The sequence below is a fragment of the Rhodoferax koreense genome (assembly GCF_001955695.1).
Taxonomy (GTDB): Bacteria; Pseudomonadota; Gammaproteobacteria; order Burkholderiales; family Burkholderiaceae_C; genus Rhodoferax_B; species Rhodoferax_B koreensis.
Genome location: NZ_CP019236.1, coordinates 4972047 through 4987990, shown reverse-complemented (window position 1 = coordinate 4987990; position 15944 = coordinate 4972047). Strand labels below are relative to the sequence as shown.

At 66.4% G+C, this 15944-nt stretch carries 13 protein-coding genes; 10 read left to right on the top strand and 3 right to left on the bottom strand.

The genetic code is table 11. The annotated features are described in order from the left end of the window. Positions 1-5: 5 nt before the first annotated feature. On the bottom strand, positions 6-2078 hold the full coding sequence (locus RD110_RS23065; protein ID WP_076202288.1) for a ribonuclease catalytic domain-containing protein: 2073 nt from the start codon (positions 2076-2078) through the stop codon (positions 6-8). Between the two features lie 51 nt (positions 2079-2129). Continuing rightward, positions 2130-2732, bottom strand: coding sequence for a YqiA/YcfP family alpha/beta fold hydrolase (locus RD110_RS23060; RefSeq protein ID WP_076205533.1), 603 nt, complete (start codon positions 2730-2732; stop codon positions 2130-2132). A 124-nt stretch (positions 2733-2856) separates the two neighbouring features. Between RD110_RS23060 and RD110_RS23055 the strand changes: the two genes are divergently transcribed. From RD110_RS23055 to RD110_RS23030, 6 genes are all read left to right on the top strand, one after another. Further along, a complete protein-coding gene (locus RD110_RS23055) occupies positions 2857-4395 on the top strand; it encodes a GGDEF domain-containing protein (RefSeq protein WP_076202287.1) in 1539 nt (512 codons plus the stop codon). A 16-nt stretch (positions 4396-4411) separates the two neighbouring features. After that, entirely contained in the window at positions 4412-5980 is a 1569-nt protein-coding gene (locus RD110_RS23050; RefSeq protein ID WP_083686506.1) for an HDOD domain-containing protein, read from the top strand. 88 nt (positions 5981-6068) lie between these two features. Further along, on the top strand, positions 6069-7217 hold the full coding sequence (gene rodA, locus RD110_RS23045) for a rod shape-determining protein RodA (protein WP_076202283.1): 1149 nt from the start codon (positions 6069-6071) through the stop codon (positions 7215-7217). A gap of 157 nt (positions 7218-7374) precedes the next feature. Then, positions 7375-8847 carry a metalloprotease TldD gene (gene tldD / locus RD110_RS23040; RefSeq protein ID WP_076202282.1) on the top strand — a complete coding sequence of 491 codons (1473 nt, stop codon included), beginning with the start codon at positions 7375-7377 and terminating at the stop codon, positions 8845-8847. Positions 8848-9083: 236 nt separating this feature from the next. Further along, positions 9084-10208: a 3-deoxy-7-phosphoheptulonate synthase gene (locus tag RD110_RS23035; protein ID WP_076202280.1), complete on the top strand. Its 1125-nt coding sequence runs from the start codon at positions 9084-9086 to the stop codon at positions 10206-10208. 121 nt (positions 10209-10329) lie between these two features. Beyond that, positions 10330-11274, top strand: a complete 945-nt coding sequence (locus tag RD110_RS23030; RefSeq protein ID WP_076202278.1) for a hypothetical protein — start codon at positions 10330-10332, stop codon at positions 11272-11274. Position 11275: 1 nt separating this feature from the next. Here RD110_RS23030 and mpl read toward each other — a convergent pair whose 3' ends face one another. After that, a complete protein-coding gene (gene mpl / locus RD110_RS23025) occupies positions 11276-12667 on the bottom strand; it encodes a UDP-N-acetylmuramate:L-alanyl-gamma-D-glutamyl-meso-diaminopimelate ligase (protein WP_076202277.1) in 1392 nt (463 codons plus the stop codon). Positions 12668-12819: 152 nt separating this feature from the next. Here mpl and RD110_RS23020 point away from each other — a divergent pair, with 152 nt between their 5' ends. The 4 genes from RD110_RS23020 (at position 12820) to accC (ending at position 15934) form a co-directional block, all read left to right on the top strand. Beyond that, the gene (locus tag RD110_RS23020) at positions 12820-13413 is read left to right on the top strand and encodes a hypothetical protein (protein WP_076202275.1); all 594 of its coding nucleotides are present in this window, start codon (positions 12820-12822) and stop codon (positions 13411-13413) included. Continuing rightward, a complete protein-coding gene (locus RD110_RS23015) occupies positions 13410-13970 on the top strand; it encodes a TlpA disulfide reductase family protein (protein ID WP_076202274.1) in 561 nt (186 codons plus the stop codon). The genes RD110_RS23020 and RD110_RS23015 overlap by 4 nt, the downstream gene beginning before the upstream one ends. A 136-nt stretch (positions 13971-14106) precedes the next feature. Beyond that, positions 14107-14562 (top strand): acetyl-CoA carboxylase biotin carboxyl carrier protein, encoded by a 456-nt coding sequence (gene accB / locus RD110_RS23010; protein ID WP_076202272.1) that lies wholly within the window; start codon positions 14107-14109, stop codon positions 14560-14562. Positions 14563-14584: 22 nt separating this feature from the next. Next, the gene (accC, locus tag RD110_RS23005) at positions 14585-15934 is read left to right on the top strand and encodes an acetyl-CoA carboxylase biotin carboxylase subunit (protein ID WP_076202271.1); all 1350 of its coding nucleotides are present in this window, start codon (positions 14585-14587) and stop codon (positions 15932-15934) included. Positions 15935-15944 lie beyond the last annotated feature (10 nt).

Sequence of the window (15944 nt, the reverse complement as noted above, 5' to 3'; positions counted from 1 at the left end):
TTGGTTCACGGCTGGGGATTATCGGCGGCGGCCGCGGTTTCCGTCTGTTCGGCTTCCTCCATGTCGACCGCGATCGCAATCGGGCCGGCTGCCGCGTCTTCTTCGTCGTCCAATTCCTCTTCGGCGGTTGGTGGCGCGGCATCGGCCACGGCGTCCAGACGTTCGAGCACCGTGCCGGCCACGTCGAGCGTGATCTCGTCGATCGCGCCGAGCTTGACCCGCACCCGGGCGCCGCGTGGCAGGTCCTGCGTGCCCATCACCGGCAGCACCAGCGGCAGCTCGTCGGCGCGCACCAGGCCTTCCTTGAACACGGTGCCGACGACTTCGGTGATGCCGTTCTGCTGCAAATACTTCAGCGTCCAGAAGCGCTCCATACCGCCTTGGTAGCCGTTGTAGGCCGCATAGGCGGCGTCGAACATCGAGATGATGGAGAACAGTTCGGCGTCCTTGGGCTTGAATGGCGCGGCCAGCGCGGCCGTCTTGCCGTGGCGCGCGCAGGCGATGATCTGCCACTGGTTCACCAGGTCGGTGTAGCGGCGCAGCGGCGAGGTGCTCCAGGCGTAGCTCTTCACGCCGATGCCCGCATGCGGCAGCGCCTTGGTGCCCATGCGCACCTTCACGCCGGGCGCGAGGCTGGCCTGGCTGCGGTAGATGCCGGGCACGCCGTTGTCGGCCATCCAGCCGCCCCAGGTGCTGTTGGCCAGGATCATGGCCTCGGCGACGATCAGGTCCAACGGCGAGCCGCGCTGGCGCGTGCTGATGAGGACCTGCTCGTTGCCCGTGGGCTCGGCGCCGTCGTTGCCGACCAGCCGGAAGTTGTAGTCGGGCCGGTTGAAATTCTCCGGCTTGCCGCGCACCACTTCGCGCAGGGCTTTCAGGTGTTTGGCCAATCGGTATAAAAACGATAGCTGCTCGCGCTCTATTCCCGGGCGGAGGTCCGTGTTTTCATGCTCGAAACCGGGGTTTTCCAGCCATTCGGCCGTGACCACCTGGTCGAGCTGGTCGTGGCGCAGGTTGGCCGCGATGTGTACGCGTTCGAGCCGCGTCTCGGAGGCTTTGATCTCCAGCGTGGCTTCGTCGAGCGTGACGTACAGCGACACGGCGGGACAGTCGCGACCCTCCTGCAGCGTGTAGGTCTGCACCACCGCGTCGGGCAGCATCGTCACCTTGTAGCCGGGCATGTAGACCGTGGACAGGCGCGCGCGGCCCACCTGGTCGATGGCGCTGCCCGGCGCGAGTGCCAGGCCCGGGGCGGCGATGTGCACGCCGACCGTCACCGTGCCGCTGCCCAGGCCCTGCACCGACAGTGCGTCGTCGATCTCGGTGGTGGCCGAGTCGTCGATGGAATAGGCCTGCACCGGCGACAGCGGCAGATCGTCCTTGATGAGCGGCGCCTCGAGCGCGGGAAAGCCCACGCCCTTGGGAAAGTTCTCGAACAGGAAGCGGCGCCAGTGGAACTGGTAGGGCGAATCGATGGCGCCGGCCTTTTGCAGCAGCAGCAGCGGCGGGGTGTGGGTGGCGCGCGAGGCCTCGACCACGGCCTTGTACTCCGGCGCGTTCTTGTCCGGCTTGAAGAGGATCTTGTAGAGCTGCTCGCGGATGGCGGGCGGGCATTCGCCGCGGCCGAGTTCCTCGGCCCAGTTGGCGATCTGCTGCAACTGCTGCTGCTTCTTCTCGATCGCGGCCAGTGCCAGCTGCAGGATCTCGGCCGGCGCCTTGCGAAAGCGCCCCTTGCCCGCGCGGCGGAAATAGTGCGGTGCCTCGTACAGCCGGAACAGGGCGGCGACCTGCTGCTCCTGCGTGGCATGGGCGCTGAAATACTCGCGCGCCAGGTCGGCGAAGCCGAAGTCTTCCTCGGGGGCGAATTCCCAGGCCAGGTCGAGTTCGATGGTCTGGGCGAGGGTCTGCGCGTCGCGCATCAGCACCGCGGGCGCGGGTTTCTCGAACTTCAGCAACAGGTTGGCGGCCTTGACCTTGACACGCTTGCCGCTGTCGAGCTCCACCTGGGCCGACGACTCGGCCTCGGAGAGCACGCGCCCGGCCATGAATTTTCCAGCTTCTTCAAATAATGCAAACATGGGCCGGATTGTCCCATGCGGGCCGGCCGGCTTTGCGGCCATTGCCGCGTTTCAGGCCAGCGCCAGGAAGGCCATGATCTCGCCGATGTGGTCGTCGAAGTCGCCGAGCGCATGGTCGCCGCCGTCGAGCAGCTTGATGCGCGTACCGGCATGGCGCGTGTAGCGCGTGTGCATCTCGCGCCAGTCCAGCACCTCGTCGCCCTTGGCGATCACGGCCATCAGCCGGTCCGCCTCGGCCGGGCCGGGGGTGGCGGGGCATTCGAGCGCCTTCAACTCGTCCACGAATTCGGGCTGGAAGAAGAAGCGCTCCCGCGGGTCGTGCCAGGACGTCTGCTCGCCGATGTAGCGGCGCAGGTCGCGCGCCGGGTCCACCGCGGGATTGAGCAGCACGGCCTTGCAGCCGGTCTGCGCCATGACCCAGGTGGCGTAGAAGCCGCCGAGGGAAGAGCCGACCACCGCCATGCACTCGCCGGGCCAGCCGGCGATGCCGTCGGCCACCATGCGCATCGCCTCGCGCGGCGAAGGCGGCAACTGCGGGCACCACCATGTCACGGCGGGATGGGCGTTTTGCACCAGGGCCGCCATCTGCCTGGCCTTGGCCGAGCCCGGTGACGAACGAAAGCCGTGCAGGTACAGCAAATGGGTCGTGCGCATGGCTTGCATGCTAGCAAAGGCAGAGCAACCAGTGTCAAGCATTGCTTGGACTTCGCCTACATTCTCGTTACGATCCCCCGATTGCCCCGCCCGTGCCAAAAACCGCCAAGAGTGCCGCTTTCCTATGTCAGACCGTTCCCCCAGTGAAATAGCCCGCGAGACGTTCAAGCTCCTGGCGGTGAAGAGGCTGGCGCCCACGCCGGACAACTACCAGGTGCTCTACCACGAGGTCGCCGGCACCCTGGCGCCGGCGCACTTCCCTTCCGAGCACCTGCGCAAGATCGCGGGCGTGCTGCCGGCCAAGAACCCGGGGCAGCAAAAACACCTGGGCCTGCTCAATTCGGCGATCAACCAGCGCAGCTGGGAAGGCGTGCAGAACGCGCTCATCGGTTTTGCCGGCTTCGGCATGGTGTCGTCCGGAAATACCGAGCCCTCGCCGCTGACGCCGCTTTCGCCGGCGGCCGGCCCGCTGGCCACGCCCGAATTCCTGGAGCAGATCGCAAGGCTCATCGAAAACGCCTTGCCCGCGCTGGGCAACGACGACCTGCGTTTCATCGAGCAGGCACGGGAGCTGGTCAACCTGCTGCGCCAGCCCGCGGTCGACCTGATCCGCATGAAGACCATGCTCGGCAACTTCAGCCATCGCCTGTCGTTCACGGCAGAAGACCAATCCGAGATCCGCGCCACCTTGCTGCACCTGCTGCACATGGTGTTCGAGAACATCGCCGAGTTGTGCCTCGACGACCGCTGGCTCAAGGGCCAGATCGACGCGCTGATCGACGCCTCCACCCCGCCGCTCACCCTGCGCCGGCTGGACGACGTGCAGCGGCGGCTGAAAGACGTGATCTTCAAACAGGCCGAGGCCAAGGGCCGCGCCTACGAGGCGCAGGCCCAGATGCAGCAGTTGCTGGCCACCTTCGTCGACCGGCTTTCGCTGATGACCGAATCCAGCAGCGCCTACCACGGCACCATCGAGGAATGCGCGCGCCAGATCGAGCAGGCCAAGACCCTCGAGGAACTCGGTCCGGTGCTGCAGAACGCCATCGCCGCCACGCGCCACATGGCCTCGGAGACGATGCGCTCGCGCGACGACCTGCAGGCCATGCGCGCGAAGACCGAGTCGGCGGAGGCCGAGATCAGCAAGCTCCATCACGAACTCGACCGGGTCAGCGCACAGGCGCGCCACGATCCGCTCACCGGCGCGCTGAACCGGCGCGGCCTCGACGAAGCCATCCAGCGCGAGATCTCCACCGCCCGGCGCAAGGGCACCCACCTGTGCCTGGCGCTGCTGGACATCGACAATTTCAAGAAACTCAACGACGACCTCGGCCACGAAGCCGGCGATGCCGCGCTGACGCACCTGGCCAACGTCACGCGCGAATGCATGCGGCCCCAGGACACGCTGGCGCGTTACGGCGGCGAGGAATTCGTGATCCTGCTGCCCGACACGGAGCTGGAGCACGGTATCGCCACGCTGACGCGGCTGCAGCGTGAACTCACCAAGCAATTCTTTCTGCGCGAAAACATGAAGGTGTTGATCACCTTCAGCGCGGGTGTGGCCCAGCTCACGCCGGACGAGACCGCGATCGACGGCATCAAGCGCGCCGACCAGGCCATGTACATCGCCAAGCGCACCGGGAAAAACCGCGTGCTCGGCGGCTGAGCCGGGTCGCGAGAATATGCTGCCTTTGCCATCCACCGTGCCTGGCGAGTTGCCGACGCCGCTGGACCTGCTGATCGAGCGCATGCAGCGCCGCGGCGAGTTTCCCGCTTTGTCCGCGGCGGTGGCCGGCATCCAGAACGCCACCAATTCCGAGCGCCAGAGCGTGAGCGAACTCACCCACGAGGTCTTGAAGGACGTGGCCTTGACGCAGAAGCTGTTGCGCCTGGTCAACAGCGTGCACTACGCCCACGCGGGCCGCGGCACGGTGAGCACAGTGTCACGGGCGGTGGCGCTGGTGGGCTTCGACGCGGTGCGCAACCTCGCGCTGAGCCTGGTGCTGCTGGAGCACATGCGCGACGTGAAGCACGCCGAACGCATGCGCGAGGAATTCCTGCGCGCGCTGATGGCCGGCTCGGTGGCGAGTGCGCTGTGCGCGTTGTCTTCGGAGAGCGAAGAGGCCTTCATCGGCGCCATGTTCCAGAACCTGGGCCGCATGCTCACCGCCTTCTATTTCCCGTTGGAGGCCGCCGAAATCCGCGAGCTCGTGCACACCGGCAAGTACCAGACCGGCGAGGAGGGCGCGGCGATGAAGGTGCTGGGGCTGGGCTACGAGGCGTTCGGCACCGGCGTGGCCCGGCTGTGGGGGCTGCCCGAAAGCCTGCAGCGCTGCATGCGCAAACCCATCGGGCAGCCGCCGGTGCGTCCGCCCGAGTTGCCCGCGGAGCGGCAGCGCTGGGTGGCCCAGGCCGGCAATGCGGTGGTCGATGCACTTTTGCAGGGGGGCGGCGGCCCTTTGCGCCAGGTGGCCGACCGCTACGCGCGCTGTCTGGCGCTTGCGCCGCAGGAAATCCTCGAGGCCACGGCGCGGGCGCGCGAAAAACTCGCGGTGCTGGTCGAGGTGCTGAACCTGCAGCCGGCCGCGGGTTCGGCGGTAAGCCAGCTGCTCCTGTGCGCACCGGCCGAAGCTCCGCCACCGCCCGTGCCGCAGGAAGACGTGCTGGCCCCGCATGCCTTGAAGGCATCGCCCCCGGCGCAATCGGGCTTCGCGCCGCTGGCACGGCGCAACAGCCCGCAGGTCGCCGATCTGCTGGCCGCCGGCGTGCACGACATCGCCACCGCGATGAGCGAGCCGTTCCAGGTCAACGACGTGGTGCGCATGGTGATCGAGACCATGTTCCGTGCCTTGTCCTTCCAGCGCATCGTGTTCTGCCTGCGCGATGCCAAGACCGATACGCTGGTCGGCCGGCTCGGCCTGGGCGAAGGCTGGCTGGCCACCGCCCATGCAATGAAAGTACCGCTGAAGACGCCCGGCGACCTGTTTGCCGCGGTCTGCCTGAAGGGCGCGGACACCTTGATCGCCGACACCACCGAGCCGCGCATCGCCCAGCGCCTGCCGGCCTGGTACCGCCAGCACGTGCAGGCGCAGGCCTTCCTGCTGCTGCCGCTGACGTCCAGGCAGATGCCGTTCGCGCTCATCTACGCCGACCACGCGGCGCCGGGCGGCATCGTGCTTGACGAGAAGGAACTGGCGCTGCTGCGCACCCTGCGCAACCAGGCCGTGACCGCGTTCCGCCAGCACGGTTGAGGCCAGCGCTGCCAGGCCTGGGGTCCGTGCCCCGCCCGGCCGCGTGGTGATCGGCGCGCCGGGCGGCGCCGAGCACCGATAATTCGGCATGTCCGTTGTATTTGAAAAGCCGCCCCTGTGGCGGCGCGCCATTCCCTTGTTCCGGGGCTTCGACGGCCCGCTCGCCTTCGCCGTGCTGTTGCTGGTCTGCGCGGGCCTGCTGACCATGTATTCGTCGGGCTACGACCACGGCACGCGTTTCATCGACCACGGCCGCAACATGCTGCTGGCCGGCGGCATCATGTTCGTCGTTGCCCAGGTCCCGCCGCAGCGGCTGATGCTGGCGGCCGTGCCGCTCTACACGATCGGGGTGACCCTGCTGGTGGCCGTGGCCCTGTTCGGCATCACCAAGAAGGGCGCGCAGCGCTGGATCAACCTGGGCGTGGTCATCCAGCCCAGCGAGATCCTGAAGATCGCCATGCCGCTGATGCTGGCCTGGTGGTTCCAGAAGCGCGAGGGCCAGCTGCGTTCGCTCGACTTCATCGTCGCCGGCCTGCTGCTGATCGTGCCGGTCGGCCTGATCATGAAGCAGCCCGACCTGGGCACCTCGCTGCTGGTGCTGGCCGCGGGCCTGGCTGTCATCTTCTTCGCCGGTCTGAGTTGGAAGCTGATCGCGCCGCCGGTGTTGCTGGCGCTGGTCGGCATTGCGCTGGTGGTGGGCTTCGAGTCGCAGATCTGCGCCGACGGCGTGCGCTGGCCGGTCCTGCACGACTACCAGCAGCAGCGCATCTGCACGCTGCTCGACCCGCGCAAGGACCCGTTGGGCAAGGGCTTCCACATCATCCAGGGCATGATCGCCATCGGCTCGGGTGGCGTCACCGGCAAGGGCTTCATGCAGGGCACGCAGACGCACCTGGAGTTCATTCCCGAGCGCACCACCGACTTCATCTTCGCCGCCTATTCCGAGGAGTTCGGCCTGCTCGGCAACCTGTTCCTGATCGTGTCCTTCGTGTTCCTGATCCTGCGCGGGCTGATGATCGCGCTCGAGGCGCCCACGCTGTTCTCGCGCCTGCTGGCCGGCAGTGTGACGACCATCTTCTTCACCTACGCCTTCGTCAACATCGGCATGGTCAGCGGCATCCTGCCGGTGGTGGGCGTGCCGCTGCCCTTCATCAGCTATGGCGGCACGGCCATGGTGACGCTGGGCATGGCGCTGGGGATTCTGATGTCGGTGGCGAAGGGCCGCAGAGTGGTTTAAGAACACCCCCAGGTCGCGCACTCCGTGTCGCTCTCACCCCCTTGCAGGGGGCGGCACCGGTGGCCTGGCAAAGCCAGTTCCACGGTGCCCCTGGAATGAGGCAGGCCACCCTCGATTCGCCGATGCTGAACGCGGCGAGGTGTGCAAAAATGCCTCGATGATCTCTCGCGAACCCACCATTGCACGCCTCGCCACCGCCCAAGCCCTGCTGCTGGAGCCGTTCGGCCTGACCCCCGCCCACCTGAGCAGAGCGCTGGCCGAAATCACCGCGCACAAGGTCGACGATGCCGACCTGTACTTCCAGTACACGCGCAGCGAGGGCTGGAGCCTGGAGGAGGGCATCGTGAAGACGGGTTCGTTCAGCATCGACCAGGGTGTCGGCGTGCGTGCGGTCAGCGGCGAGAAGACGGCGTTCGCCTATTCCGACGACATCTCCGAGGCGGCCTTGCTGGATGCGGCGCGCACCGTTCGGTCGATTTCATCCGCAGCGCAGAGCCGGCGCGCGAAGGTTGCTACACAGAAGATAGCAAAGAGCCGTTCCCTGTATGGTGGCGAAGATCCGATCGCCAGCCTGGACAGCACCGCCAAGGTCAAGCTGCTGGAAAAGGTGGAGCAACTCGCGCGCGCCAAGGATCCGCGCGTGGCGCAGGTCATGGCCGGCCTGGCCAGCGAATACGACGTGGTGATGGTGGCGCGCGCCGACGGCACACTGGCCGCCGACGTGCGGCCGCTGGTGCGCCTGAGCGTGACCGTGATCGCCGAGGCCTCGGTCAAAGGCACGGTGCGCCGCGAAATGGGCTCGGGCGGCGGCGGCGGCCGGTTCGGCCTGGCCTACTTCGACGACGCCATCATCAACGAATACGTGGACCAGGCCGTGCACGCCGCGCTGACCAACCTCGATTCCCGCCCGGCCCCGGCCGGCGAGATGACGGTGGTGCTCGGCGCGGGCTGGCCCGGCATCCTGCTGCACGAGGCCATTGGCCACGGCCTGGAAGGCGACTTCAACCGCAAGGGTTCGAGCGCCTTCAGCGGCCGCATCGGCCAGCGCGTGGCCGCCAAGGGCGTGACCGTGCTCGACGACGGCACCATTGCCGACCGCCGCGGCTCGCTCAACGTGGACGACGAAGGCCATGCGAGCCAGCGCAACGTGCTGATCGAGGACGGCATCCTCAAGGGCTACATCCAGGACGCGATGAACGCGCGGCTGATGGGCGTGCCCGCCACCGGCAACGGCCGCCGCGAAAGCTACGCCCATGTGCCGATGCCGCGCATGACCAACACCTACATGCTCGGCGGCGACAAGGAGCCGGCCGAAATCATCGCCAGCATCAAGAAAGGCCTGTACGCCAGCAACTTCGGCGGCGGCCAGGTCGACATCACCTCGGGCAAGTTCGTGTTCTCGGCCAGCGAAGCCTACTGGGTGGAAAACGGCAAGATCCAGTACCCTGTTAAGGGCGCGACCATCGTCGGCAGCGGCCCGGAATGCCTGAAGAAGGTGAGCCTGATCGGCAACGACATGAAGCTCGACAGCGGCGTGGGCACCTGCGGCAAGGAAGGCCAGAGCGTGCCGGTGGGCGTCGGCCAGCCCACCCTGCGCATCGACGGCCTCACCGTTGGCGGCACGGCCTAACCCGCCCGGGCAGACCCTGAGCCGACCCCTCAAGAAGCTGTGCTACATTCGCCACTCATGCATCACGTCAGCTTTTTCTTTAGCTACTTTTGGTTCTCAAGCGCTTCCGGCGGTAGAGAGAATTGAACGTACCTGAAAAAAGCGTACGGATTCTTCCAAAAAACCGCCGGACCACCGGCGGTTTTTTTTTTGCGCGTTTTCTTTTTCACCCCAACGAACCAGCAGGAGCCATCACGATGAACAACAAAACCGCCCCCGCCAGCGATACCTGGTATGCGAACGTCGAAAAAACCAGCCGAACCGACGACGAACGCATCAAGGACATCAACGTGTTGCCGCCTCCTGAACATCTGATCCGCTTCTTCCCGATCCGCGGTACGCCGGTCGAGACCCTCATCTCCGACACCCGCCAGAACATCCACAACATCATGGCCGGCAACGATGACCGGCTGCTGGTGGTGATCGGCCCGTGCTCCATCCACGACCCGGTGGCCGCGCTCGAATACGCGCGCCGCCTGAAGGAGCAGCGCCTCAAATACGCCGACACGCTGGAGATCGTGATGCGCGTCTATTTCGAGAAGCCGCGCACCACGGTCGGCTGGAAGGGCCTGATCAACGACCCCTACCTCGACGAGAGCTTCCGCATCGACGAAGGCCTGCGCATCGCGCGCCAGCTGCTGATCGAGATCAACCGCCTCGGCCTGCCCGCAGGCAGCGAGTTCCTCGACGTGATCTCGCCGCAATACATCGGCGACCTGATCGCCTGGGGCGCGATCGGCGCGCGCACCACCGAAAGCCAGGTGCACCGCGAGCTGGCGTCTGGCCTGTCGGCGCCGATCGGCTTCAAGAACGGCACCGACGGCAACATCCGCATCGCCACCGACGCCATCCAGGCCGCGGCGCGCGGCCACCATTTCCTGTCGGTGCACAAGAACGGCCAGGTCGCCATCGTGCAGACCAACGGCAACAAGGACTGCCACGTGATCCTGCGCGGCGGCAAGGCGCCGAACTACGACGCCGCCAGCGTCAGCGCGGCCTGTGCCGAACTCGCCGCGGCGCAGATGCCGGCCACGCTGATGGTCGACTGCAGCCATGCCAACAGCAGCAAGCAGCACGAGCGCCAGATCGAGGTCGCGCGCGACATCGCCGGCCAGGTGGCGGGCGGTTCGCGCCATGTCTTCGGCCTGATGATCGAAAGCCACCTGCAGGGCGGCGCACAGAAGTTCACGCCCGGCAAGAACGACGTGCAGGCGCTCGAGTACGGCATGAGCATCACCGACGCCTGCCTCGGCTGGGACCAGTCGCTGCAGGCGCTGGACATCCTGTCGGAGGCCGTCAAGGCCCGCCGTCTGCGCAGATAAGGAACAATTCACCTGTTTTATAGGCGAATTTTCGTGCGAAAAAGGATAGGCTGATGGCTTTCATCGACAGCGTTCGCCGATGGCCGGCGGCCTGTCCCATTTAGAACGAGGGTGCCACGACATGCTTCTCGAGCGTCCGATCTTCTGGCTTGGCCTGGCCGGGCTTTCGCCGCCGCAACGCGCCTTGCTGACCGCCTGCCTGCCGGCCGAACCGGGCAGCCTGCCGGCCTGGCGCGTCGCCAAGTTCAGCGAAGCCGACGCCTGGTGCGTGAGCGGTGCCGCGGCGCAGTTGACCGACGAAGGCCATCTGCTCGTGCCCGACAGCCGCCGCGGCCAGCCCGACATCACCATCGATTTCAGCAAGCTCGACCGGCCACTGGCCTTCACCAAGCCGCTGGCGTGGGACGAATTGGCGCCGCTGGACCAGTTCGATCCCGCGTCCGAACGCGCGGTGCAGATGACGCTGAAGAAGTTCGAAACCGCGCTTCAGGGCCTGCGGGCGCAGTTCTCGCTCGGCGCCTTCATCCGGCGTTCTCTGCCGGACCTGCAGCCGCTGGCCTACCACGTGGTGCATCGCACGACCTTGCTGGCGGTGGTGGACCTGTCGCTGCGCCATGTGCATTACCTGGCCGATGTGAGCCCGCTGCAGCTGGAGCAGGCGGTCTGGCTCGCGCGGCAGCCTTCCGGTGATCTGGCCAGCGGTACGGCGGCCGCCACGGCCAAGTTCGCGCAGGCCAGTCTCAGCGAGATCATGTGGCAGTTCGCGCAGCGGTCCGCGGCAGATGTGCTGCCGGAACAATTCGAAACCGGGGCGATCCGGCTGCGGCACGCGCCACGGGTTCCGAAGGCTTGGCTGAAGGAGTCGCAGCTCACGCTGCTGCGCATGCTCGCGGCCAGGCCGACCAGCCTGGGTGAGCTGCTGCAGCAGAACGCGAGTTTCAACCGCGCCCAGCTCGGGCGCGACCTGGCGGGGTTGTATTTCGACGGTGCAATTGCGTCGTCGCACGTCGACGTGGCCTGGCTGCCGGCGTCGGGGCATTCGAGCCGGTCTGCGTTGCTCGGTTGATTCAGGGCTGCAGCGCCGCCAGCAGTTTGGTGTGCACGTCCCCGAAGCCGCCGTTGCTCATGCAAAGGATGTGATCGCCGGGCCGGGCCACGGTGGCCACCTGCGCCACCAGGCTGCCGATGTCGCCGGCCACCTGGGCCTTGTCGCCCATTTCGGCCAGCGCCTCGGTGGCGTCCCAGCCCAGGCCTGCCGTGTGGCAGAAGGCCAGGTCCGCCGATGCCAGGCTCCACGGCAGTTGCGCCTTCATCGCGCCCAGTTTCATGGTGTTGCTGCGCGGCTCGAACACCGCCAGGATGCGGGCCTCGGCGCCGAGCTTGCGGCGCAGGCCGTCCACCGTGGTGCGGATGGCGGTCGGGTGATGGGCGAAGTCGTCGTACACCGTGACGCCACCCACGGTGCCACGCACTTCCATGCGGCGCTTGACGTTCTGGAACCTGGCCAGCGCGGCGGCTGCCTGCACTGGCGACACGCCCACATGGCTGGCCGCGGCGATCGCAGCCAACGCATTCATTTGGTTGTGAATGCCCGTCAGCGCCCATTCCACCTGCGCAATCTGCTCTCCTTTTAGGAGCACTGCGAAATTCGACGCGTCGCCCTCGGCCGACCAGTCGCCGCCATGGCCGAAACTCGCCGTGCCGCTCCAGCAGCCCTGGGCCAGCACGCGACGCAGGCTGGCTTCCTCGGCGTTGTAGACCACCTGGCCCGTGCCGGGCACGGTGCGCACCAGGTGATGGAACTGGCGTTCGATCGCGGCCAGGTCGTCGAAGATGTCGGCGTGGTCGAACTCGAGGTTGTTCAGCACGGCGGTGCGTGGCCGGTAGTGCACGAACTTGCTGCGCTTGTCGAAAAATGCCGTGTCGTATTCGTCGGCCTCGATGATGAATGGCGCCCCCACGCTGGCCACGCGGTGTGTTGCGCTGCCCAGTCGCGCCGAGACCCCGAAGTTGAGCGGTACGCCACCGACCAGGAATCCGGGGCTGAGGCCCGCGTGTTCGAGAATCCAGGTCAGCATCGCCGTGGTCGTGGTCTTGCCGTGCGTGCCGGCGACGGCCATCACGTGCCGGCCCTGCAGCACGTGTTCGGCCAGCCACTGCGGTCCGCTGGTGTAGGGCAGGCCGGCATCGAGGATGGCTTCCATCAACGGGAATTTGGGTTCGCCAGCGGCTGTACGTGCGCGGGAGACGACGTTGCCGATGACGAACATGTCCGGCTTGAGCTCGAGCTGTTCGGCCGAGAAGCCTTCGATGAGTTCGATGCCGAGGCCGCGCAACTGGTCGCTCATCGGCGGGTAGACGCCAGCATCGCAACCGGTGACGCGATGGCCGGCTTCCCGCGCCAGCGCCGCCAGGCCACCCATGAAGGTGCCGCAGATACCCAGGATATGAATGTGCATGCCGCGATTTTAGGGGCCGTGCCGATGGCAACCGGCGAGCCGCAAAGCGTGCAAAAATCCGGAAATGAATCCGTCTCCACGCTCATCGCTTCGCGTATCGCTGCCCCCCGAGGGGGCGCGGCAGTGGCTTCGGGCGGCCGGGCGCCACTGACATGGACACGCTCACATCAGAGATCGCCGCGACCGCGGCCCGCATGGTGGTCGAGGAGGGGCTGGAGTACGGCCCGGCCAAGCGGCGCGCCGTCAAGCAGATGGGCCTGCCCGCGCGCACCAAGCTGCCGGGCAACGACGTGGTCGAGGATGCCGTGCGCGAATATGTCGAATTGTTCTGCGCCGATACGCAGCCGGGCGAATTGCAGGCGTTGCGTGCGTTGGCGCTGACCTGGATGGAGCGCATGGCGGTGTTCCGCCCACACTTGGGCGGCTCGGTCTGGCACGGCACGGCCACGCGGCTTTCCGATATTTACATCCAGATGTTTTGCGATGATCCGAAATCCGCGGAGATCGCGCTGATCGACCGGCGAGTCGACTACCAGCCGACCACGGTGCAAGGCCTGCACGGCGAACCGGTGGAGGCGCTTAGCTTCAGCAGCCTGTGTCCGGCCCTGCGTGAACACGTGGGCGTGCACCTGATGGTGTACGATCTGGACGACCTGCGGGGCGCCTTGCGCGTCGACGCCAAAGGCCGCACGCCGCGCGGTGACATCGCCGCCGTGCGTCGCTTGCTGCATGATGCGCCCCCATGAATTCAACTTCAGCCATTTCAAGCGCCTCGCCTTTGCGCCGCCGTCTTCTGATCGGCGGGGTGGCCGTGGCCGCCGCCGCCGCCGGTGTGGCCTGGTACCGCCCGCGGCCTGCGTCGACGCAACTTGCCGAGCCCACCGGGCCGGAAGCGGCGCTGTGGGCGCTGAACCTGGAGTCACCGACCGGCGCGCCGGTGGCCATGACCGGGTTCCGGGGCAAGCCGCTGGCGGTGAATTTCTGGGCGACGTGGTGCCCGCCGTGCGTCGAGGAATTGCCGTTATTGGATCGCTTCTATCGTGAAAATGCTGCCAAAGGCTGGCAAGTCGTCGGCATGGCGATCGATCAGCCCAGCGCTGTACGCACCTTCCTGCAGAAGACGCCGGTGACTTTTCCGATCGCTATGGCCGGCCTGGGCGGCACCGACCTCGTCAAATCGCTCGGCAATCTGAGCGGCGGGCTGCCGTTCACGGTCGTGCTTGGATCGGACGGCACGGTGCGGCATCGTAAAATGGGGCAGATCAGCCCCACCGATCTGCAGATGTGGACCTCGCTGACTTGACAGCCACCGCACCTTGTTGCGCGTCGGATTTGTTACATTTGGACGCGCCGTTGAATTTAATTAGTCAAAATAAGCGGCCGTTTTGTGAAATTAGAGTAGATTTCACGTCTTTTCGTAAGACGTGGCGGGAGATTTTATGGATTTGCGCAAACTCAAGACCCTGATCGACCTGGTGTCCGATTCCAACGTGTCCGAGCTGGAAATCACCGAGGCCGAAGGCAAGGTTCGCATCGTCAAGGGCGGCACGGCCGTGTACCAGCAAGCCGTGCCGATGACCGTGGCCCAGCCGGCTGCGGCCGACGCGGCGCCACGTGCCGCTGTCGCCGCGCCGGCGGCCCCCGCCGTGGTGGAGGCCACGGGCCACACGGTGAAGTCGCCGATGGTCGGCACCTTCTACCGTTCTTCCAGCCCTGGCGCCAAGGCCTTCGTCGAGGTGGGCAGCCAGGTCAAGGAGGGAGAGACCATCTGCATCATCGAAGCCATGAAGATCCTCAATGAGATCGAAGCCGACAAGGCGGGCACGGTGACCCAGATCCTGACCGAGAACGGCCAGGCCGTTGAGTACGGGCAGCCGCTGTTCATCATCGAGTGACCGGAAAGGTCCCGGTTTGTCTATGTTTAAAAAGATATTGATCGCCAATCGCGGCGAGATCGCTCTCCGCATCCAGCGCGCCTGCCGCGAGATGGGCATCAAGGCGGTGATGGTCTATTCCGAAGCCGACCGCGAGGCCAAGTACGTGAAGCTGGCCGAGGAGGCGGTGTGCATCGGCCCCGCACCCTCGGGCCTGAGCTACCTCAACATGCCGGCCATCATCTCGGCCGCGGAGGTGACCGATGCCGAAGCCATCCATCCGGGCTACGGCTTCCTGAGCGAAAACGCCGACTTCGCCGAACGCGTGGAAAAGAGCGGCTTCCAGTTCATCGGCCCGACGCCGGAGAACATCCGCACCATGGGCGACAAGGTGTCCGCCAAGCAGGCGATGATCAAGGCCGGCGTGCCCTGCGTGCCGGGGTCCGAGGGCGAATTGCCCGATGACCCGGTGCAGATCCGGCGCATCGCCAAGGCGGTGGGCTATCCGGTCATCATCAAGGCCGCCGGCGGCGGCGGCGGGCGCGGCATGCGCGTGGTGCACACCGAGGCGGCGCTGGTCAATGCCGTGCAGATGACCAAGGCCGAGGCCGGGGCCGCGTTCAACAACGCCGCGGTCTACATGGAAAAATACCTGCAGAACCCGCGCCACATCGAAATCCAGGTGCTGGCCGACAAGTACAAGAACGCGGTCTACCTCGGCGAACGCGACTGCTCCATGCAGCGCCGCCACCAGAAGGTCATCGAGGAAGCGCCGGCGCCGGGCATTCCGCGCAAGCTGATCGAACGCATCGGCGAACGCTGCGTGGCCGCCTGCAAGAAGATCGGCTACCGCGGCGCGGGCACGTTTGAGTTCCTCTACGAGAACGGCGAGTTCTACTTCATCGAGATGAACACGCGGGTGCAGGTGGAGCATCCGGTGACCGAGATGATCACCGGCGTCGACGTGGTGCGCACGCAGATTATGGTCGCCGCCGGCGAGAAGCTGCCGTTTACGCAGCGCCAGATCGAGATCCGCGGCCACGCCATCGAGTGCCGCGTCAACGCGGAAGACCCGTACAAGTTCATTCCTTCGCCGGGCCGGGTCACCCTGTGGCACCCGCCGGGCGGGCCGGGCGTGCGGGTCGATTCGCACATCTACTCCAACTACTTCGTGCCGCCGAACTACGACTCCATGGTCGGCAAGATCATCGTGCACGGCGACACGCGCGAGCAGGCCCTGGCGCGCATGCGCACGGCCCTGCTGGAGACGGTGATCGAAGGCATCAACACCAACATCCCGCTGCACCGCGAGCTGATGGTGGACGCGAAATTCATGGCCGGCGGCACCAACATCCATTACCTGGAAGAGTGGCTGTCGCAGCACAAGCGCTGAGCGCCGGGCA